The 19,711-nt window shown below is 69.4% G+C and carries 16 protein-coding genes and 2 pseudogenes; 6 read left to right on the top strand and 12 right to left on the bottom strand.

The genetic code is table 11. The features are described from left to right. Positions 1-601: 601 nt before the first annotated feature. On the bottom strand, positions 602-1,120 hold the full coding sequence (locus ACZ67Q_RS37175; RefSeq protein WP_471191455.1) for an HAD domain-containing protein: 519 nt from the start codon (positions 1,118-1,120) through the stop codon (positions 602-604). A 312-nt stretch (positions 1,121-1,432) separates the two neighbouring features. Then, a pseudogene (locus tag ACZ67Q_RS37170) lies at positions 1,433-1,732 on the bottom strand (DUF6368 family protein); the annotation flags it as partial. Positions 1,733-2,323: 591 nt separating this feature from the next. On the opposite strand from ACZ67Q_RS37170, the gene ACZ67Q_RS37165 reads away from it, so the two are divergent. The 3 genes from ACZ67Q_RS37165 to ACZ67Q_RS37155 all read left to right on the top strand — a co-directional run bounded on the left by ACZ67Q_RS37165 (position 2,324) and on the right by ACZ67Q_RS37155 (position 5,158). After that, the gene (locus tag ACZ67Q_RS37165; RefSeq protein ID WP_471191336.1) at positions 2,324-3,262 is read left to right on the top strand and encodes an alpha/beta hydrolase; all 939 of its coding nucleotides are present in this window, start codon (positions 2,324-2,326) and stop codon (positions 3,260-3,262) included. 10 nt (positions 3,263-3,272) lie between these two features. Continuing rightward, on the top strand, positions 3,273-3,992 hold the full coding sequence (locus ACZ67Q_RS37160) for a helix-turn-helix transcriptional regulator (RefSeq protein ID WP_471191333.1): 720 nt from the start codon (positions 3,273-3,275) through the stop codon (positions 3,990-3,992). 959 nt (positions 3,993-4,951) lie between these two features. Continuing rightward, positions 4,952-5,158, top strand: coding sequence for a UBA domain-containing protein (locus ACZ67Q_RS37155; protein ID WP_471191330.1), 207 nt, complete (start codon positions 4,952-4,954; stop codon positions 5,156-5,158). 718 nt (positions 5,159-5,876) lie between these two features. On the opposite strand, the gene ACZ67Q_RS37150 is transcribed toward ACZ67Q_RS37155, so the two are convergent. Further along, positions 5,877-6,341, bottom strand: coding sequence for an SRPBCC family protein (locus ACZ67Q_RS37150; RefSeq protein WP_471191327.1), 465 nt, complete (start codon positions 6,339-6,341; stop codon positions 5,877-5,879). Between the two features lie 46 nt (positions 6,342-6,387). On the opposite strand from ACZ67Q_RS37150, the gene ACZ67Q_RS37145 reads away from it, so the two are divergent. Then, positions 6,388-6,996, top strand: coding sequence for a TetR/AcrR family transcriptional regulator (locus tag ACZ67Q_RS37145; protein WP_471191324.1), 609 nt, complete (start codon positions 6,388-6,390; stop codon positions 6,994-6,996). A gap of 446 nt (positions 6,997-7,442) precedes the next feature. Here the strand turns inward: ACZ67Q_RS37145 and ACZ67Q_RS37140 are convergent. The 3 genes and pseudogenes from ACZ67Q_RS37140 to ACZ67Q_RS37130 all read right to left on the bottom strand — a co-directional run. Then, positions 7,443-7,688, bottom strand: a pseudogene (locus ACZ67Q_RS37140) (hypothetical protein); the annotation flags it as partial. A gap of 38 nt (positions 7,689-7,726) precedes the next feature. Next, positions 7,727-8,131 (bottom strand): hypothetical protein, encoded by a 405-nt coding sequence (locus tag ACZ67Q_RS37135; RefSeq protein ID WP_471191321.1) that lies wholly within the window; start codon positions 8,129-8,131, stop codon positions 7,727-7,729. Between the two features lie 339 nt (positions 8,132-8,470). Further along, on the bottom strand, positions 8,471-10,108 hold the full coding sequence (locus tag ACZ67Q_RS37130) for a sodium:solute symporter family transporter (RefSeq protein ID WP_471191318.1): 1,638 nt from the start codon (positions 10,106-10,108) through the stop codon (positions 8,471-8,473). A gap of 871 nt (positions 10,109-10,979) precedes the next feature. On the opposite strand from ACZ67Q_RS37130, the gene ACZ67Q_RS37125 reads away from it, so the two are divergent. Then, positions 10,980-11,615 (top strand): TetR-like C-terminal domain-containing protein, encoded by a 636-nt coding sequence (locus tag ACZ67Q_RS37125; protein ID WP_471191315.1) that lies wholly within the window; start codon positions 10,980-10,982, stop codon positions 11,613-11,615. A 56-nt stretch (positions 11,616-11,671) separates the two neighbouring features. Next, positions 11,672-12,409 carry a hypothetical protein gene (locus ACZ67Q_RS37120; protein ID WP_471191312.1) on the top strand — a complete coding sequence of 246 codons (738 nt, stop codon included), beginning with the start codon at positions 11,672-11,674 and terminating at the stop codon, positions 12,407-12,409. Positions 12,410-12,416: 7 nt separating this feature from the next. Here the strand turns inward: ACZ67Q_RS37120 and ACZ67Q_RS37115 are convergent, their stop codons facing one another. The 6 genes from ACZ67Q_RS37115 to ACZ67Q_RS37090 all read right to left on the bottom strand — a co-directional run bounded on the left by ACZ67Q_RS37115 (position 12,417) and on the right by ACZ67Q_RS37090 (position 19,540). Continuing rightward, positions 12,417-14,576 carry an ATP-binding SpoIIE family protein phosphatase gene (locus ACZ67Q_RS37115; protein WP_471191309.1) on the bottom strand — a complete coding sequence of 720 codons (2,160 nt, stop codon included), beginning with the start codon at positions 14,574-14,576 and terminating at the stop codon, positions 12,417-12,419. Between the two features lie 183 nt (positions 14,577-14,759). After that, entirely contained in the window at positions 14,760-15,983 is a 1,224-nt protein-coding gene (locus ACZ67Q_RS37110) for an MFS transporter (protein WP_471191306.1), read from the bottom strand. Positions 15,984-16,309: 326 nt separating this feature from the next. Then, positions 16,310-17,194 carry a dioxygenase family protein gene (locus tag ACZ67Q_RS37105; protein ID WP_471191303.1) on the bottom strand — a complete coding sequence of 295 codons (885 nt, stop codon included), beginning with the start codon at positions 17,192-17,194 and terminating at the stop codon, positions 16,310-16,312. After that, entirely contained in the window at positions 17,191-18,261 is a 1,071-nt protein-coding gene (locus ACZ67Q_RS37100) for a maleylacetate reductase (RefSeq protein WP_471191300.1), read from the bottom strand. The genes ACZ67Q_RS37105 and ACZ67Q_RS37100 overlap by 4 nt, the downstream gene beginning before the upstream one ends. Further along, positions 18,258-18,662 (bottom strand): nuclear transport factor 2 family protein, encoded by a 405-nt coding sequence (locus tag ACZ67Q_RS37095; protein ID WP_471191297.1) that lies wholly within the window; start codon positions 18,660-18,662, stop codon positions 18,258-18,260. Before ACZ67Q_RS37095 ends, ACZ67Q_RS37100 begins: the two co-directional genes overlap by 4 nt. Positions 18,663-18,688: 26 nt before the next feature. After that, positions 18,689-19,540, bottom strand: coding sequence for an NAD(P)-dependent oxidoreductase (locus tag ACZ67Q_RS37090; protein ID WP_471191294.1), 852 nt, complete (start codon positions 19,538-19,540; stop codon positions 18,689-18,691). Positions 19,541-19,711 lie beyond the last annotated feature (171 nt).

Genomic DNA, 19,711 nt, shown 5'->3' with positions numbered 1-19,711 from the left:
TCCGTGCAAACTCGCGACTCGCGGGCGCGCATGCTTGGGCACGCGCAGACCCATAACCATCAGGTTGAGTCCCGGCAGTCCCGTGTTCGTCGGTAAAGGCGGTCGACCTGCACCTTGTGCTGACGCGACGGAACGGCATCGAAGTCAGGCGAGCGTGTCAACGAGGTCTTCCACGTCCTCGGGCGGTTCCTCGGTGTACGGCTTGCTGATCTTTCACTCACGCCGGCGAGCAAGCCCAATAGCCAACCTTCGGATCGGAGCGTCTGCCTACGGCTCCCACCCCAGCGCCTGAGGTGCCTGGCCCGGATCTCCGCCGCAGTGATGCCGCCGGGTAGGAGCACAGGTTTATCTGTCGTGAGCGACGGGTGGCGCCTGTGAAGGCTCAGGGTGCGGTCCCGTTCTCGGTGTCCTCAGCTTCCCGTGTGGCTGAGGGTTGGGGCCACTCAGGCGCCTGACTGGCGAGGTCACCGCGCTGCGGCTGACATCCACGAGTGACATCAACGGCAGCGGACAGCGACGGCAACCGGCGGTCGGGTGCGGGAGCGGTGCACGAGGCGAGCCCCCGCCGGACCAGGGCGAGAACGAACTTGTTCAGCGGTGCTCAGCCTGGCGTGACGGCACGGATCCAGTCGGCGACCACGGAGAGGTCGGCTTCCACGAGGCCCTTGACTGGGTCGACTCGGTGAAGCAGTGATGGTCCAGGGTGGCTAGCGTCGACCCACAGACGGTCCATGGCGTTGATCTCGTCGTCGACCCAGATGAACGGCCGGCCACCAGCCCACTCGACAAGAGGGCGGGTCTTCCAGTGCAGGCCGCGCGGTCCTTGGTCTGAGCAGGGGGCCGGCCAGTCCACCACCGGCAGCCTTGGCAGTCCGATGCGTGGGGAGACCACCTCGTTGGCCTCTTCCAGCCAGGTCGTTGCCCACACGAGATCGCAGCCCAGGGCCATGAGACGCGATCCGATCCCGGGATCGAGCCGCGTCAGCAGCGGATTCCCTTGATCGGGGAACGCTGTGGAGGAGACCGCAGGGGGCTGCGGGTGATCGGACGACGATCCGAACGGTATGAGCGGACCGTCCACGTCCAGGAAGAGGAGAGGGCGCCTCGTCACGCTTGTCACGAGGGCACCGTAGCCCGTGTCGAGGTACAGGCTTATTTGCACAGCCACGTACACGCGGACGTGCACAGCGCGCCGTACGCCCAGTGTGGCGGCATCGACCGTGGCCGGAGCGGGCGGTACGGGCCCGGTCACGCTCCTGCTGCACGACGCCGACGGTGGTAGTCGATGGTGACGGCGCCCAGGAGTGGCCCCAGGCGACGAGGGGCAGGTAGAGGAATCCGGCGACGGTGTTGCCTCCGCTGGCGCAACGTCAACGCCCGCCACTGCGACGTCCTGGCCGCCGAGCGCCAGGAGTTCGGCTTTGACCACGCCCCCGATGACGTCCATGACAGCGGCGGTCAGCAGGGCCGTGGCCACGTGGTCGATCTCGCGCTTGCAGCCGGCGCTGACATTGACGGCATGGGTCGGCCTGAAACCTAGGATGGTCTCCACCTCGGGCTCGTCCGCGTGCTCAGCCTCGAAGATGCTCTCGTCCCCGACACCCGGCCCCATCAAGCAGGTCGTCGCCTGCACAGTGGGATGAGGTGCGATTCGGCTGACAGACAGCACAGTGATCACTAGCCTTGATCGTCTGTCAGCAGGCCTACTCTGTTGGTGGGTTGGATGGGCCATCGTAAGGTGCAGAGAGGCTCTCGCAGCGTCGCGCCGACGGCCGGGAGCCCTTCCCAGGAACGCTCCGTAACCAGCGCGCCGATCGTCGCTCCGAGGCCCATGGGCTCGCGCCCGTCGCGCCGCACCATCGTGACGGCCCGCGGCTTCTTTTGTCGTCTTCTGGCCGTTGCCGTTCTTCCGGGCCGCCTCCATAGCGGCCCGCAGCGCGCCCCGGGCCAGGTCATCCAGGGCCTGGGTCTCGTCCGGGTCGCGCCGCTCGACCGGGTCGGCCTCGAAGCGGATCAGGATGCGGTCGGTGCGCGGGTCCACGTATTCGATTCCCTACGGGTGCACAGTGGTAATCCGGCGCCAGGCCAGTGCGGCCATCACGCGGGCCTCCAGCACCAACTGGTCAGCGTCCGGCTGCGAGATCAGCAACGAACCGGGCGGCGGCAGCGACGCGGCGCACCCAGCGAGTGGCGCGACGTCGGCCTGCGGGAGGGGGCGTCGCACGGTGCGCGGCCGGAATTCCCGGGGAGCGACCACAGTGTGACGCAGCTCTCCGGAAAACGGTGACAGGACGTTGTCGCGGGCGGCTGCGAGCCTGGCGGCATGATGATCACGGACGAGGACTGCCGCACCGAGACACTGGCGTTCAACGAGCAGTTCGAGGCGGGTGCCGCGAGCCGGCCGGCCCGCGAAGGAGTACCGGAGGCCGCGATGTTGGCCGCCCTGCGGCGCAACCGGCTCGGTGGTGACACGCCACCGCTGAGACTGCCGTACGGCCGGGACCGGTCCGTGGACGACGGGGTGAAGGTCCGGGTCTTCGTCCCGGACCACGTCGACGGGGTGTACTTGCACTTCCACGGCGGCGGCTGGATGTTCGGGTCCGCGGACGGGCAGGACGAGAGGCTGTGGCTGCTCGCCCGGCGGGCACGGCTGGCCGTGGTGAGCGTGGACTACCGGCTCGCGCCGGAACACCCCTTCCCCGCCGCCCCCGACGACTGCGCAGCCGCCGCCCGCTGGCTGGTGCGGCATGCCACGGACGAGTTCGGCACGGAACGGCTGCTGATCGGCGGCGAGTCGGCCGGTGCCCACCTCAGCGTCCTGACGCTGCTGCGCCTGCGCGACCGGCACGGCATCACCGGCGCCTTCCGGGCAGCCCACCTGCTGTTCGGCCCCTACGACCTGTCCATGACGCCGAGTCAGCGATCCTTCGGTTCCAGGCGGCTGCTGAGCAACACCGACTCGCTGCGATGGACCTATGAGCTCTTCACCCCGGGCCTGACCGCGGAACAGCGCCGGAACCCTGAGATCTCCCCGCTGTTCGCCGACCTCACGGGTATGCCGCCCGCCCGGATCGTCGTCGGGACCGAGGACCCGCTGCTGGACGACTCGCTGTTCCTGGCCGAGCGGTGGCGGGCGGCGGGCGCTCCGGTACGGCTGGGTGTCGTCGCTGGGGCGATGCACGGCTTCACCCTGTTCCCGCTGACCGTCACCGAGCGCGAACAGCGCCGCCAGCACGACTTCCTGGTTGCTGCGGGGCGGTAGCGTCAGCCGTATGAACCGCACCGCCCGGCTCTACGCCCTGGTCGAGGAGTTGCGCGCGGCAGCACCGAGACCGGTGACGGTCTCCGCGCTCGCCGCGCGGTTCGAGGTGAGCGCGCGCACGGTGCAGCGCGACCTGCAGGCGCTCATGGAGTCCGGGGTGCCAGTACGCACCACGCCCGGTAGGGGCGGCGGCTGGTCGATCGACCCGCGGATGACCCTGCCCCCGGTCCACCTCACCGCCGACGAGGCCGCGGCGCTGGCCGCCGCGCTCGCCGCGGCCGACGCCCGCGCGCCGTACGCCGGTGCAGCCCGCACGGCGGCGCAGAAGATCGCGGCCTCGATGACCGGCCCTGCCGCGACGGCGGCTCGGCATCTCGCCGATCGGATCGTCACGCTGCCGTCGCCGGCCGACACCGCCGTCCGGACCGCGGTGGAACAGGCTCTGACCGCGGGCACGGTCCTGCGGCTGTCCTACGCCGACGCGGCCGGACGCCACAGCGAGCGTGTGGTGGAACCGGCCGGGCTGCTCACCGCCGACGGCCGGTGGTACCTCATCGCCTGGTGCCGCACGCGCCGGGCCGGACGGGGTTTCCGGCTCGACCGCATCACGGCGGCGGCCACGACCACCGAGCCGGCGCAGCCCCACGACCTGAACGCACTGCTACGCGGCTCTGCCGCAGCCGACGCCGTCCGCCCCACAACACTGGCCTCCCTCACCCGTCAGCCGTGACCCGCCGACGGCGGGCTCCCGCGCGAGCGTCAGCGGAACAGGAACTGTGGCCCTTGTCGCCGCCCCAGGATATGGGTGGGCCGGATGATCTCGGGTCCTCTACCCTGGCGAGGTTTTGACCTTTTCCAGCCAGGGGTGGGGATCCGTATGGCAACGCGCACGACATATGGGACGGAACCGGGGCGTGGCCGGAGGCTGCTCGCCGCGTTGGTCCTGATCGGTGTTCCGCTTGCCCTCGTCGGGGTCTCGCCTCCTGCGTCGCATCTGAACTGGGGTACTTCGGGCCGCTGACGGCCTTGATCCGGTCGATGGTGGGAGCGATCGCGTCATACACACGGCGAGACGCGGCGGTGTTCTCCACTTCGTGTGGTCGCGTACGCAGTGTGACTGTCGATCTTCTTGTGACGGCGGTTGGGTTCGCCCGAAAATCTCCCGGCCAGGATGCGGCATGGTCAACAGTGCTGCCCCGTGAACAAAGCACGGCCGCAACTCGAAGAGTCACTGTTCTCCTCGCTGGAGAACGTGTTGGTGGAGTCGGTCGAGGTGACCGACATGGTCGTCCGAGTCGAGGCCCTGAGCACTGCTCGGCAGGCGATCTGCCCGGGCCGCGAGCGTCCCTCAGGGCGAATACACGGCTCCTTCTGCAGTGCAGCGCCCCACACCTGCGGGTGATCATTCGTAGCCTGCGGTGTCCCTGCCGTCCCTGCCCAGCGCAAGGCCCGCCGCGAGTACGTGAACCGCGTCAGCAACCTCGCCCAGTAACCAAGATCATCCCGTGGCCGTCCTGGGCGCGCCGGAACTGGGCGAGGACGACGGGGCCGGTACCGATGTCCCACGGCCCACGGCGGCCGACTGGAAGCTCTCACGCAGAGTGGCTGGCGAACGCCACCGTGACGGCGTGGGGCACCTGTTTCACGGTGCCTGAGCAGTGGAAGGGCTGAGCGGTACTTCTTCGCTCCTTGGAGGACTTCATGCCAGAAGATTTCGATGACGTTCCTGAGCCTGACGACGACACCATCGAGGACACCGTCGACGAGACCGGGGTTGACCCCAAGGACATCGAATTGGTCATGGGGCAGACCGGTGCGTCAAGAGGGAAGGCGGTCAGGGCCTTGAGAGAGAGCGGCGGCGACCTCATCACCGCGATCCTGGCGGTCAACGGATAGCTGGCGAGCCGCGACCGCGACCGTGGACTACAGCCTCGTCATCGCCGCCGCGCACGCTGCCGGGCCCTGCCCGCTGATCTTGAAGTCGTGAGGAGGGCGGCAGACGGCGGCCGCCTGGTCGTTGAACGAGCAACTCCATACAGCGGGCCCCCGGGGGCTGTGACGGCCGGTCCGCCCCGGGCCCGCGCCGTCGCGGCGAACCGCCCCCTCCTTCGCGAAGGAGATACATCCCGGCAGATATCTCACATCGTCGCGCCCACTGGGCGCCCAGGGTGGAGGACCGTCCGAGAACCGGAGGTAGTTGTGACTGGTGGATGGATACCACTGGCACAACGGGGTCGCCCGGGCGGCCAGCACCAGCTCCTCCTCAACAGGAGGCACCCACGAGGCGAGCGTTCTACGCACCCACGCATCATGGGCTCGCGCGCATTGCATCTGCCATTCCCAGGCATCGTCCAGCGACCATCGGGCGCCATCTCCCATGAGCCGAGTCTGACCGAACACCTGAGCTCAGGTAACCCCCAAGGGGGTCGACTTGACGCGCACGCTTCACCGCTCTCGCCGCTTGACGAACCGCATTAGGAATCGACGTGCCCGGCCTCTGTTGTGGCCTCAGCCAGTGCTGCCGATCCGCTCGCGTCGCTGCAGGGTCCGTGCCCGAGGGCAGGCCCCGTGATGTCAGGCCTGCGCCGGGGAGAAGGGGCGGCATGTACCGCCGTCAGGATTCGGCGGCGGACGCGTGGCGAGCCAACTCGGTGGACAGGCGTCGCATGACCGTGCGGTTGGCGCGCCGCATCAGGGTCCGCACGACGGGGGCCAGCAGCCGGTCGGCGAGAGGGGCGTGCACCCACGTGTACGTGAACGAGATGTGTGTCCCACCGGTTCGCAGCGGTTCGATGGCGTAGGTGCCGTGAGCCAGTCGCCGACCGGCCGCGCTGACGTTGCGTTCGACGATGCGCCGCGGCGCAACGGCCTCGATGACCTTGATAGTGACATCGGTCTTCGTGCCGCCCAGCGCGGCGGTGACCGTGGCGCACGATCCGATGCCCCTGGCGGGGCCCGTGTAGCGCCAGTTGGTCAGGTAGTGGTCGGTGAACCGCTCGTGGTTCGCCATGACGTCGAGGAAGCCGTAGACCTGCTCGGGAGTCTGAGGTACGTCGATCGACACGGTGACAGACTTCATGTACCACACGGTACATGCGCCATGTACCGATTGGTACAGTCGTGACGTGGTGACCATCGATGACCCGCATCCCGAGGGCGAGGCCGAGCAAGGCGCGCACGGGGATCGGCGCGCACAACTGGTGGAGGCGGCTGTCGACCACGTCGCGGCACACGGCATCGCGGACCTGAGCCTGCGCAGGCTGGGCGCGGCGATCGGCGTCAGCCACCGCATGCTGATCCACTACTTCGGCTCCAAGGAACAGCTGCTCGTTGAGATCGTCCGGACGTCGGAGCGACGCCAGCGCGACGCGCTGTCCCGGCTCCGCCTGGAGCCCGGTCTCTCGCCCGCCGATGTCGCGCGGCTGCTGTGGCGGCAGCTCACGGCCCCTCAGCTGGCCGGTCAGGAGCGGCTCTTCTTCGAAATCTGCGGGCACGCACTGCGCGGCCGCCCCGAGGCCGCCCCGGTCCTCGAAGGGCTCGTGACGGACTGGCTGGAGCCGCTCGTAACCGCCGAGGTCGCGGCGGGAGCGGACCCTGCCCTGGCCCGGAACCGGGCCAGGCTGGGACTCGCCACCGTCCGCGGTCTGCTGCTCGACCTGCTCGCCACCGGTGACCGTGCCGGCGTCGACGCGGCGATGGAGGAGTTCCTCCGGCTGTACTACGGTTCGCAGTGAGGAAATCACCGATCAGACGTAGCGACCGGGCCAGACGTCGTACCACCGTTCTAACGACGGTCTCGGAGCTACCCGTACGCCTCGACCTGCCTCGCAGGTCTTCTGAGACACATACGAAGCGTCTGGAGAACCGTCGAACTTCGGCTGGAACACCAGACGGCCGGGCAGCGCGCCGGGCGCAGGCACCGTGTCACGGGCCTGCGCCAGCATCGGTTCCACCGGCGGCCGCAGCATACTTCCGGTCTACGGCCCGGCAGCCGCCACCGCGACCGCGATGAGGCCGTCCGACCTCCCCAGCGGCGTCGGCGAATCAGGAGCGCAGGAAACACAGGAGGCTGCAGACCAGGCTGCAATACGTCTGAGGATTCGGGGCCCGACATAGGCATAACCGACGCCGACGGACCGACTCCAGCGAACCGGCGCCGGCGATAGCGCGCGGTGTGGTGTCAGGCGGGGTCGCCGCGAGCCGCTGCAGACCCCCGTGGAACGCGGCGGCGCTTCGAAGAGCCCGCACCGGCTCCGGGCTCGCGCAGGCTTTGTGGCGAGCGCGCTGGTGCGCAGTGAGGGCGGGCAGATTGGCCGAGGCAGCGAAATTCCTCCGCGAGCCGCGCGTCCAGTGCCCGCAGCGCCGCCACGTCCGCCGGGCCCAGCGCCCGCACCACCTCGGCGTCAAAGGGTGCCGCGCGTTCGTCCCGAGACGGACCGCGAAGGCCGTCGACGGTTCTCCGGCCTAGCGCAGCAGTCGTCTGGTCGCGGCGAGCGCCCGCACGGAGCTGCTCGCGAGTACATGTACCGCGCTTCCACTGCCTCGTCGGTCAGGAACTCCTGCTCCACCACGCGGCTGACCAGGCCTCACTCCCGGAGTTCCGCGGCCGTGACGACGCGGTGGTGAGGGCCAAGTCCAGCGCCCGAGCCAGCCCGATGCGGTGGCCCAGCAGCCAGGAGACCCCGCAGTTCGGGGACAGGCCCGCCGCGGTGTACGTGCTCGCAGCTTGGCGGCACTGCCGGCCAGCACGATGTCCGCGCCGAGCGCGATGCCGAGACCTCCGCCGGCGACGGTCCCGGGCACCACGCTCACAACGGGCAGCGGAAGCCAGGTGAGCGTGTGCAGGGTCTCGTGCAGGAGAGCCGCCATCTCGGCTCCGCTCCGAGGGGTCGGGGGTGTCGGCGAACCAGCGCAGGTCACCGCCTACGCTGAACACCGTCCCCTGAGCGGTCAGTACGGCTACGCGGAGGCTGCCGTCGGCGGCGCCCACAACGAGCCGGGCGGCCTCCGCGCGGAGGCCGAGGGCCATGTCGCCGTCCGGTGCGTTGCGCGTGCCGGGGCTCGCCAGCTCGATCCGCGCGAGGGTTTCATCGCGGTTTCAACGGACCCGATAGTGCAGCAGTTCCTCATCCGTGCGAAAGTCCTCCGGAGTGTTGGGGGAACGGACCATGTGGTCGTCCCTTTCTGGGCGTTGCGAGCGCACGGCGGCTACTGCCCGGGAGCCGCAGCAGTCGGCCCGGGCTGCCTTTCCGTCAGGAAGGAGTGGTCGCCCGCCGTGACGTTTCCGGAGTCCCGCGGAGAGGTGACACTACCGACCCATCCGAGCAGGAAGGCGACCGGCACGGCGACCAGGCCGGGAGTCTGGAACGGATACCAGTCGAAGTTCTCTTCCGGCCACAGCGCGTACGCGCTCCCGGAGACGCTGGACGAGAAGAACATCAGCACGAGGCAGAGCAGTAGTCCCCCGTAGACGGTCCACAGCAGCCCGCGCCGGTTGAATCTGCGCCAGAAGAAGGTGCAGATCAGGACCGGGAAGACGCATGAGGCGGCCACGCTCATGGCGAAGGTGATCAGGAACTCCACCTGGTACCGGTACGTGGCGGCGGACAGCGAAAGACCGAGAAAGCACAGGCCGACAACAGCCAGGCGCAGGACGCGGACTTCGCCCTCGTCGGTACGACGGCGCCGGTACCGGGCGAAAACGTCGTGGGCCAGGGAGACGGCGGCGGCGAACGTCACGCTGCTCACCGCGGTGAGCACGGCGAGGAAGGCGACGCACGAGATGGCGGTGACGAGCACGACGCGCGCCGTCGAGGCGTCGTGAAGCAGTTCCGAAGCCAGCAGCACCAGGGCCGACTGCCCATTGCCGTCGACCGCTCCGATCGTCCTGCTGCCCACCACGGCCGTCGAGGCGAGTCCTGCCGTGAGCAGGAGTGCGACGAAAGCGGTGGACAGAACCGCGGCTATGCCCATGGACCGTCGTGCCGACCGCCCGCTCCGGGATGCGCTGATCCGCAGGATTAGGTGCGGCGCCATGGCCGTGCCGAGGATCACGACCAGGTGCGCGCCCACGTCGTTGAGCGCTCCGAAGCTCGTCTCGTACGGCCACATCCCCGGGCTGAGGTAGTCGTCCGGCGCCAGGCTTGCGTTCGCCGCGGCCGAGAGCAGGTTTCCGGGATCCCAGCCGAACTTCCTGAGCGCAAGCAGAGCGATCATCGTCAGCGTGACCAGGGTGAGGGGCACCTTGACGACCTGCATGAACGTGGTGCCTCTCAGCTCCGCCACCGCGGCAAAGCACGCTATGAGACACCCGATCATGATCGTGCAGATGACCTGGACGTGTTCAGTGGAGGCCCCGATCACCAGAGACACGGTGATGCCGGCAGCCCTGAGCTGGATCAGGAGCAGGGGAAGGGTGATGGCCAGCGTCACCAGGGCAGCTGCCGTTCGGGGAGCCGGCCCTCGTGCGCGGAGCCCGAAGAGGCCGCCCAGGGTGTAGCAGCCGCTGTTGCGGATCCTCTGGGCGAGTAGGAGCGCGACCCCCAGGCCGAGCAGCGCGTCGACGGCGGCGGCGAATCCGTCGTAGCCGAACAACGCGATGGCACCGGGGACCGCCAGCAGGCTGACAGCCGTGATGAACTCGCCCGCCATCGCGAACCCATTGACGACGGGTGAGAGCGATCGGTCCGCGACGTAGACCTCGTCCGGGCTATCCCGGTCGGAGATGAGCACGACGAGCCACAGCAGAGCGCAGCCGATGAAGACGAGGAGGGAGATGATCACCGGTTGTCGCACCGAGGCGCCGAAGGAATCGACCGCACCCGAGCTGAGAAGTCCAAGAGACACCACGTCACCACCCCTGCCTGTCGCGGGCGGCGGAGGGCCAGGCTGTCCCGGCCCGAGGGACGTCGGATGCCGGGGCATCCTCCAGGGGGTCGCACACGCGCGCCGACCGGTTCTCGTACCACCAAGCGCTGGCGGCGAAGAGGCCGCATTGCGCGATGCCCCAGACCATGCACAGGGTGAGGTCTCCGGTCACGCGCACCGAAGCGACCGTCGTGAAGGGGAAGAGGAGGAGGCCGGCCGCGAGGGGAACCGCGTTGACGACGAGGAATACGCATTGGACGCGATGGACGGCCCGCCGCAGGGCGGGTGACGGCGGCTGGCCGCCGTGGACAGTCGATACGAAGGGTGGGTGCACGGAGGTCTCCGGCCGTTGAGGGTGGCCGCACGGGGAGGGAGCGAGAACCGGTGCTCCGCCGGCGACGCGTACGGGGGGCATGTGCGGGTCAGAGGATCTGTGCGCGCACTCCGCCGAGGTGCGGGTGCGGCCTCTTGTGCTTCAGTCCGCGTCGAGGATCCGTACGTGGCGCTGTCACCGGGTGGGGACAGGTCGCCCGCGTCAGTCACCCTGGCGTGGTGTGTACGCGAGGTGAGCGGACCGTCGGCCGTCGACTGACGGCCCGGGACAGGCGGTGACGTGCGAAGGGGGCCCGGCGGCGATGGGCTCCACCAGAGCCGTCGCCGAATTGCGGATCCCACGCCGCTGTCAACTGGACCGCCGGGAAGGGCTTCGCGGCGCGGAGGAGTCAGTTCCGTGCCTGTCGCCCTGCTGCTGGGTGAGCTTGCATGCCGTACTCTAATGCAAGAAGTGCTGCACTAAGAAGCCCGGGGCGGCATTCGACCGTCGGCCGTTCACCGTGGCGCGAAGGAATCCATGACCGAGAAGTCCGTGCAGCGCCGCCCCGGCGGGCGCACTGCCCGCAACCGTGAGAACGTGCTCCGCGCCACCGCGGAGGTGCTGCTCCACGAGGGTTACGAGCACCTCACGATTGCCCGTGTGGCCGCAGCGGCCCGGGTCGCGGAGACCACTGTCTACCGCCGCTGGCCGAGCAAGGCGCACCTGGCTGCCGACGCGTTGTCCGAGCTTGCGAGGACCGGGAACCCGATACCGGATACCGGCACGCTCGAAGGGGACCTGCGTGCACTGCTCGGCCAGGTCGTCGCGCTTGTCGAACGGCCCGAGGTCCGGCGGGTGATCCTTACCGTCGTGTCACTCGCGGCGGACGACGACGACGTGGTGGCGGCCAAGGAGACCTTTTGGGAGGCGCGGTTCGCCGGCGCCGCCGCGATCGTGGCCCGTGCTGTCGAGCGCGGTGAACTCGCCCCGGACACCGACCCGTACGAGCTGATCGAGGATCTCGCCGCACCCGCGTACTTCCGGCTCCTCGTCACGGGCCGGCCGCTCGACGACCGTCTCGTCGACCGCTCCGTCGAGCTCGCGCTGAGCCGTCAGGGCATCCGGGCCGCCTCGATGCCCGGCCGTGCCGCGTCGTCGACGGCCGACGACTGAAACGGCACGGCAACGCACCACCATCGAAGCTCACCTCACAGGAACGGAGCAACACCATGAGCAGTGCATCGCCCACCATGCAGGTGATCATCGGCGGCCGCCGATTCAGCCGCGACCAGGTGCTGGCGTGGGAGGCCGAACGCCTGCCCGCGGCGGCCTCGAAGATCGGCCTCCCAGTGCCGTCCGGGGACCTCGCTCGGCAGCGTGCGGCGTTCGCCGACGGCAAGCTCGCCCTGGGCGCCGACGAGATCAAACGCCGCCTGCGTCGCGACCTTCGCGTCGGCGACGTCGTAGCGAACACCACCGCCCGGATCTCCCGCGGCGGGCGTGCCACATCCGTGTGCGAGCTCCAGGTGACTGGAGGCAGCGCGGCCGGGCTCGTCCAGTGGTTCGAGGACACCTCCCGGGACGACTACATCCGCTCCATGACCGCGGCGCACCCCGACCACTTCCTCATCCAGGCCCTGCCCGACGGGCGGCAGGAAGTGATTGAGACCACCGGTGGCAGCCCCCTGCCGACCCGCTTCCTCATCGACTACACCGACCTCTCCACGCTCACCACGCACTCCGACCCCACCACCGACGCCGAGACGGCGGGCATCGCCATCAGCGGAAAGGGCCTGCACATCGGCGGCGTGCGCCACGAGTTTCGGGACGTATCAGGAGGCTTCCACGCCCACCTGTGCGTCGAGTTTCCCCGTACGACCCTCCCGCGCATCCTCTCCGAACACCGTCGGCACCTGGCCATTGAATTCTCCAACTGGGTGGAATTCGCCTTCAGCGCCGGGCGCTGACTCCCCGTCAGGCGGTGAGCGGCTGTTCGGACCAGATGCACTTGCCCTCGGGCAGGAAGCGCGTGCCCCAGCGCCGGGACACGGCCGCCACGAGCTGCAGACCTCGTCCGCCCTCGTCGGTGGAGGCCGCACGCCGGATGCGCGGGGTGGTGGCACTGCTGTCGTACACCTCGCAGATCAGGGAGGTTCCGCGCAGCATACGCAGCCGGACGGGGCCGCTCGCATGCCGGATCACGTTGCCGATCAGCTCACTGACCACGAGCTCCGTGGTCATCTCCAGATCGGTCAGCCCCCACAGGCCCAGTTGCTCCCGGACGTGCCGCCGTGCATCTCCAGCGGCCCGGGGATCGTCGGGAAGGGCGAAGGAGACGACGTCACCGTCGGGGATGCCGCAGGTGTGGACGACGAGCAGGACCGCGTCGTCGTCGGTGCGCTCACGATCAGGCAGCAGGTCCGACACGACGACGTCGCACAGCTGGTCCAGAGCGGGTCCGAGCTCGCCTTCCCGGCGCGCCTCGGAGGGAAGAGCCTGGGCCACGGCGCGGGACGCGGACCGCTCCAGCAGGTTCAGGCCCTGGTCGATGTCTCTTGTGGCGGATTCGACGAGGCCGTCGGTGCAGAGCACGAGCAGGCTACCGTCGGGCAGATGCAGTTCGTGAGTGGCGAACGGCGGTTCGGCGGCACCCAGTGGTGGGTCGACGGTCGCTTCGGGGCGCACGATAGTGCCGTCGGGGTGGAGGACGATCGGCGGGGGGTGCCCGGCCGATGAGAAGGTACAGATTCGTGTGACGGGGTCGTACTCGGCGTAAAGACAGGTGGCGTACGAGTCGTCGCCGAGACCGCGGACGAGGTCGCCGAGGTGAGCGAAGAGCTCGTCCGGCGGGATATCGAGATCGGCGAGGGTGCGGACCGCGGTGCGCAGACGGGCCATGGTGACCGCTTCGGTGACGCCGTGTCCCATGACGTCGCCGACGACCAGAGCCACCCGGTCGCTGGACAAGTGGATGATGTCGTACCAGTCACCGCCCACCTCGTCGCTCTGCCCAGCGGGGAGGTAGCGGACGCCGGCCGAGATGGAGGGCAGGGTGGGCAGCGCACGGGGCAGAAGGCCGCGCTGGAGTTCCTGGGCGCGGGCGTGTTCCGCATCGTAGAGACGGGCCCGCTCCAGTGCTTGTGCGACCAGGCCGCTGAGAGCGGTCAGCAGCGTGCGCTGCTCGTCGCTGAAAGAGCGCTCCCTGGCGAACGAGATAACGCAGCATCCGATGGCGCGGCCGGAGGCGATGAGGGGCAGCACCGCCCAGGCTCGCTTGGCCGATGCGGCCACGAGGCTGTCCAGTGGAGGGAAGAGCCGGAGGAATTCGGCTGGCGACTCTGCGAATGCGGGCGTCCGCGTGCGCAGGACGGTAGTCGCCGCGGTGTGGGTGGTGAGGGGGACCCCCTCGATCTCGGCCAGGAAGTCTTGCGAGTAGCCGGTAGAGCCAAGGATGTGCAAACGGTTGCGGTCGATGACCTCGACCAGCATCCCGTCGGCGCCGAAAGGCGGCAGGAGATGTTCCTGTACCGCCCGCACCACGTCCAGGGAGGTGACGGCTTCAGCGAGCGTCACGGTGAGTTCGCCCATCCGTAGCTCGGCGTCCTCCCCACCCCGGGCGCCGACGGCCGCTCGCGACCACGGGTCGGTCGCATTACTGGGGTGCGGGGCCTGTTGGGCGGCCCAGGCGGCCACCGCAGCGAGGAACGACCACTGTTCCGGATCCGGTGAGCCGTTCCCGGTTGTGAGCACCGACAGCGCGCCGATCGGTCCGTCGGGGCCTAGTAGGGGGACCGAGGCCGTGCCAGTGGCGCCGGTTCCCATGGAGTCGGGGGACCAGACGACTGAGCCTGAACGAGTGGCGCGGGCGGGTGGCGCCTCCTCGTCGCCCCGTAGCGTCGCCCAGGCCGTGGTGAGGCCCGGCCCCAGGCCGCCGGCCGCGGTCAGACGCAGCTCGCCGTGAACGACATCGCACAAGTGGACGAGTCCGCCCAGGCCGCCCAGGCCCGCCATCGCCTGCTGAGCGGCGAGCGTCAGCGGCGCTGGTCCTGCGGTTCCGTGGGCCTCCAGTAGGCGCAGCCGTGCGGCTCGCGACATCGCGACGTCACTTGCCGGGTGGCTGTTGGCCGTGGCCATCTCACCTCCTGCCGGGCGACGCGGCTCTCCCACAATAGCTCCGAACGGCCCGGCGAACCTGGGTAAACGCTCCCTTATAGGGCAGGGGGTGGCGGAGTCAGGGCGGAGGCCCTGCGGCGGTCCCGCAGGGCCTGACACGGTGCGACGGTGTCCTGCCGCCCGTACGGCGTACCGGAGAGGCGGTCAGGCGCTCGGCCGGACCGTTGCCATGGCCTCGGGCTCGAGGGTCGGCTCTGCCGCGTGGTCACCGGTGCGCGGCAGCAGCAGCGCAACCACGGCACCCAGGGCGAAGAATCCGGCGCAGACCATCAGGCCGCCGCTGAAGCCGATCGAGCCCGCAAGACCTGCCAGCGCGAAGGGGGCGAACGCGGATACGCCACGGCCGATGTTGAAGCAGAACCCCGCGCCGGTGGCGCGGGCCCGGGTCGGAAACAGTTCGCCGAGGTAGGAGCCGAAGACCGCGAAGAACGCCGTGAAGGCGCCGAACAGCGGGCCGAGCCACAGCAGGGTCGTGTCGTGGGTGGTGAGGGCATAGACGGGCAGGGTCGCGACCGTGCCGATGAGAGTGAGGATGATGGTCGCACGTCGGCCGATCCGGTCCGCGAGCAGGCCGAAGACGTTGTAGCCGATGAAGATGCCGACGTTCAGTATCGTCACGAACCAGGTCATGGACTCCAACGGCAGACCGCGCTCGGTGGTCAGGTAGGTCGGCAGCCAGGTCATCGCCCCCCAGTAGCCGGTGAGGACCAGCGCCGCCATCAGAGTGCCGAGCAGTGTCGTGCGGCGCAGCGGTCCTCTCAGTACGTCGCCCGCCCAGACGGACGCGGTGGCCTGATCAGCCTTCTCCGCCCAGTCGGCGGATTCCCGGAACCAGACCAGGACGATCGCGGCGGGGACGATCACGGCGGCACCGGCGACGAGGAACAGCAGTCGCCAGTCCGGCAGGAGCATCTTCGAGAGAACAGACGCGATGATGCCGCCTGCCGGAAACGCACTGATCACGAAGGCCGCGGCGCGGCCGCGGCTCTTGACGGGCCATGTCTCGACGACGTAGGCCGACACGACGCTCCACACGGAGCCGAGACCTGTGCCGGCGAGGAACCGCAGGATCAGGAAGACGGTGAAGTTTGGCACGACGGCGAGGGCGGCCGTGAACGCGCCGAACGTGACGAGGGACCCGACCAGCGCTTTCTTGCGGCCGAAGTTGTCCGCCACATAACCGCCGAGAACGCTGCTGACTCCGATGCCCAGCAGGGTGGCGGTGGCGAGGAGTCCTCCCTGGGTGGCGGTCAGGTTCATGTCCTGCCGGATCTCCGGGAGCGTCAGGGACAGGAGGACGATCTCCAGGGCATCGAACAAATAGGCGAGGAAACACCCGCCGAGCACTATCCAACGAGTACGTCGCATGCTTGCACCTCCGGGTCGGGCTGCCGGCGCATCCGGGCAGCACTGATCTGCGTGTCGCGTGAGAGTGAGAAGTCCCTGCCGGGACGCATCGGGGGCCGGGGACCCGGCAACACCCGTTCCTGGCGCGCTCGAAGTCGGTGGGCGCGCGGTGCAGCAATCGATCGGAAGCCCTCTGGGCTCGCGGACAGGAGCTCTGTTCGGGCCTGGTCGTCAGACCGGCCATCGGCACACGATCGTGACGCTGAGGACGCTCCGCTTGACTCAGCCGTCTACGCGCAGCGGAGCGTCCTCGACACTTCGGTTACGGCTCGAGAGACCCCAGCCGATCAGTGGTCCTCGTCGGGGACGAGAACAAGATCGAACTTCATGCTCGTCCACGGCCCCTGCTGGTGCGCTCCGTCGGGGGCCGGGCCGGCTGCGTGGTGCTCGGCCTCGACGACAAGGCTGTCCTTCACTCCGAACACGGCGTCGTCACCGAGGTGAGGATCTCCGGCCACGAAAATGTGGGTGATCAGGGTCCGGCGGCCCGGCGCAACGACCTTGAAGTGGAGGTGCGCCGGGCGCATGGGCCCACGACCCGCGGCCTTGAGGAGATCACCGACGGGGCCGTCATGCGGGATCGGGTACGGCGTCGGCAGGACCGTCCAGAACCGGTACGAGCCGTCCGCGGCCACCCGCAGCCAGCCGCGGCCCGCGGAGTGGTCGGCGCCGTACTGCACGTCGTAGAAGCCGTCCTCGTCGGCTCCCCAGACGTGCAGCAGTGCACCGCCGAGCGGGCTGCCGTCCACTGACCGCACCTGACCCGAGACGTAGCACGGTGTGCCCACCGCTCCGCGCGCGATGTCACCCCCGAGCGGGACCTCCGGAGCGTCGTCGACGTAGAACGGCCCGAAAACGGTCGCCTCCGTCGCCCCGGGCGCCTTCGGCTCGTTGATCGCGACCGTGAGCATGGACAGACCCAGGACGTCGGACAGGAGAATGAACTCCTGGCGACAGTCGTCGGTGATGTGCCCCGCGCGGGTAAGGAAATCGATCGCCCGTTCCCACTCCGGCTCGCTGAGCCGGACCTCCCGCGCGAAGGCGTGCAGGTGCCGGACCAGGCTCTGCATCACCTCTCGGAGCCGCGGATCCGCCGCTTTGTCGAAGCTGGCGAGAACCTCGTCGGTCACGGCCTGTTCCCGCGCGGCGACCGCTGTGTGCTCGGTGCTCATGCGTCCTCCCCGGTGGGAGCCGTCCCGGCCCACGCGGCTTGCAGCAGCGTTCTCAGGTCCCCGGCTGTGACAGGGCTCGGATTGTCGGCGGGCGCGAGCGCGAGGATGTCGTCGAGGACGGCGTCCACGTCGCTCCTGGCCAGTCCGAGCTCGCGCAGACCGGCGGGGATGCCGAGCTTGTGGCCGAGCTCGTGAAGCCCCTGGACGGCGTCGTCCTTGCCGAGCGCGGCCGCGATGCGGGTGGCAGCCCGGGGTGCGTTCGGGACGTTGAAGGCCAGGACGTAAGGCAGCACGATCGCATGGGTCTCGGCGTGAGGCAGGTCGAAAGCCCCGCCGAGGACGTGGCAGATCTTGTGATGCAGCCCGGACCCGGCAACGGCGAACGCCGATCCGGCGAGGTAGGCGCCGAGCAGCAGATCGGCGCGCGCCCCGCCGTCCTCCGGATCTGTGGCGACGGCCGGCAGCCCCGCCGCGAGGTGGCGGATGCCGTCCTCGGCGACGGCGCTCGACACAGGGTTGCGCCGAGGTGCCCAGAAAGCCTCGACGCAGTGAGCCATGGCGTTGAGGCCGCTGGCCACCGAAAGCGCGGCCGGCAGGGTCAGGGTGAGGTCGGGGTCGTACACAACGGTGCGCGGGAGCACCTTCGGGTCCGTGCCGGTGGTTTTGCGGCTCCCCTGCGTCAGGCCCCACACCGGGGTGACCTCGGATCCCGCGTAGGTGGTGGGTACAGCCACGATCGGCAGTCCCGTGGTCAGCGCTACGGCCTTGGCCATGCCCGTCGTCGACCCGCCGCCCACGCACAGCACCAGGTCGGCATCGGCTGCCGCCTCACGGGCGCTCTCGGCGACCTCGACCGGGACGTGCGGGCGGATGCCGGAGAAGGTAGCCGTGACGCGGTCGGCAAACGGGACACACAGCTCGCGGGCGAGTGCGGTCTCGGACTCACCGGCGATCAGCAGGATTCGCTGCGCGCCGAACGCGTCGACCTCAGCGAGCAACTGGGTGCTCGCGATCCCGCGGCCGAAGACCACGCGTGCGGGCAGGGCGTCATAGGTGAAGGTGGTCATCGGACTTCCTCCGGAAGGACGGTGGGCTGGTACCCCAGGAGCAGCCAGGTGCCCTTCTCGCGCACCCAGACGGCCATGCACCGATTCGCCAGCGTCTTGCGCACCCCGCCCGCGGTGATGTCGGCGTGCATCTCGCCGATGACCACGGCGACGTCTCCATGCACGATGATCCGGTCCACAGGGTGGTCAATGTGGTGGTACACGTAGAAGCCCGACCGGAGCTTGTCCCGGTACGAGTCGAGCGAGTCCACCTGCGCGTTGGAGTGGGTATACGCGAGGTCTGGATGGGCGAGATCGGCGAAGGCGTCGACGTCGCCCGCTATCACTGCGGCGTAGCGGGCGTCTTCGAGGTCGCGGATCGTGGCCTCAGCCTCGGTCGTGGAGGTGCTGTCGGCAGTCACGGAATCTTCTCTTTCCTAACTTTCTTTCACGCGCCGCGCGAACCGTTGCGCAGCCGCAGAGCGGTGAGGACCCGGGCCATGTCCTCCTGGCCGAGCCCGGTCTCCACCGCGTAGTCGAGGACGGCGAAGGCAGCTTCGGAGGCAGGCAGGCTGAGCCGGCGCGTCCGGGCCAGGTCGAGCGCCAGGCCGAGGTCCTTGCGGATCAGGGACACCGGGGCTGCTACGCCCGCGGTGTCCGGCGAGAGGAACGCCTCCTCCTTGTAGCCGACGTACGGCGCGCCGGCCGCGCTGTTGCGCAGCACGCCGTAGAAGGACGTGAGGTCGAGGCCGCCTGCCTCCGCGATGAGCAGCCCTTCGGCGACGCCCTGGCTCAGTGCGGCGAGCACGGCGTTGACGGCGAGTTTCGCCGCCGAGCCGGCGCCGACGGGCCCGCAGTGGAACTGTGCCGCAGTCATCGCCGCGAGGAAGGGGCGGACCCGCTCGAACTGCTCCGGGCTACCGCCGACCATCGTGGTCAGCGTCGCGGTCTCCGCCATGGACACGCTCCCCGACACCGGGGCGTCGAGGACGTGCACCGCCGCGGTTTCGGCCAACTCCCGTACCAGTTCGGGTCCGACGGTCCCCATCACCACGTGCAGGTGGTCCGGTGCGGCGTTGGTCAGACCGTTCAGGACCAGGTCCCGGGTCGTCGCCCCGTCCGGCAGCATGCTGATTGTCAGCGGCGTCTTGGCGAGCTCGGCCGTCGACCTCACGAGCTCGACGCCTTCCGGGGCCTGGTCCAGGCCCGGATCATGGCCGAGGACCGTGTATCCGGCCTGTGCCAAATGAGTGGCCATCGGGCGGCCCATCCGCCCGAGACCTGCGATTCCGATCAGCACGGAGTTTCTCCATTGCGTTGCATGTCGGGCACCGAACCTCCCGGTCGGTGATGAGGGGAGCGAGGTCGAGGTTCGAGCAGCGATGTCCGCCCTCTTGCACACCCGCGCATGTTGCAGGTATCCCGCTCAGGTTGCGTGTTCGGGGACCTCCGGGCCGGTTGGCTGCTCGTC

The organism is Streptomyces sp. NPDC036813 (assembly GCF_055609245.1).
The sequence above is the reverse complement of the archived record's forward strand: the minus strand, read 5'-3'. Positions and strand labels throughout refer to the sequence as shown.

Excerpts from the sequence above, each read along its gene's own strand:
- ACZ67Q_RS37165 (WP_471191336.1), top strand. The coding sequence starts at position 2,324 with ATGATGATCACGGACGAGGACTGCCGCACCGAGACACTGGCGTTCAAC.
- ACZ67Q_RS37160 (WP_471191333.1), top strand. The coding sequence starts at position 3,273 with ATGAACCGCACCGCCCGGCTCTACGCCCTGGTCGAGGAGTTGCGCGCG.
- ACZ67Q_RS37150 (WP_471191327.1), bottom strand. The coding sequence starts at position 6,341 with ATGAAGTCTGTCACCGTGTCGATCGACGTACCTCAGACTCCCGAGCAG.
- ACZ67Q_RS37135 (WP_471191321.1), bottom strand. The coding sequence starts at position 8,131 with ATGGCGGCTCTCCTGCACGAGACCCTGCACACGCTCACCTGGCTTCCG.
- ACZ67Q_RS37125 (WP_471191315.1), top strand. The coding sequence starts at position 10,980 with ATGACCGAGAAGTCCGTGCAGCGCCGCCCCGGCGGGCGCACTGCCCGC.
- ACZ67Q_RS37120 (WP_471191312.1), top strand. The coding sequence starts at position 11,672 with ATGAGCAGTGCATCGCCCACCATGCAGGTGATCATCGGCGGCCGCCGA.
- ACZ67Q_RS37115 (WP_471191309.1), bottom strand. The coding sequence starts at position 14,576 with ATGGCCACGGCCAACAGCCACCCGGCAAGTGACGTCGCGATGTCGCGA.
- ACZ67Q_RS37110 (WP_471191306.1), bottom strand. The coding sequence starts at position 15,983 with ATGCGACGTACTCGTTGGATAGTGCTCGGCGGGTGTTTCCTCGCCTAT.
- ACZ67Q_RS37105 (WP_471191303.1), bottom strand. The coding sequence starts at position 17,194 with ATGAGCACCGAGCACACAGCGGTCGCCGCGCGGGAACAGGCCGTGACC.
- ACZ67Q_RS37100 (WP_471191300.1), bottom strand. The coding sequence starts at position 18,261 with ATGACCACCTTCACCTATGACGCCCTGCCCGCACGCGTGGTCTTCGGC.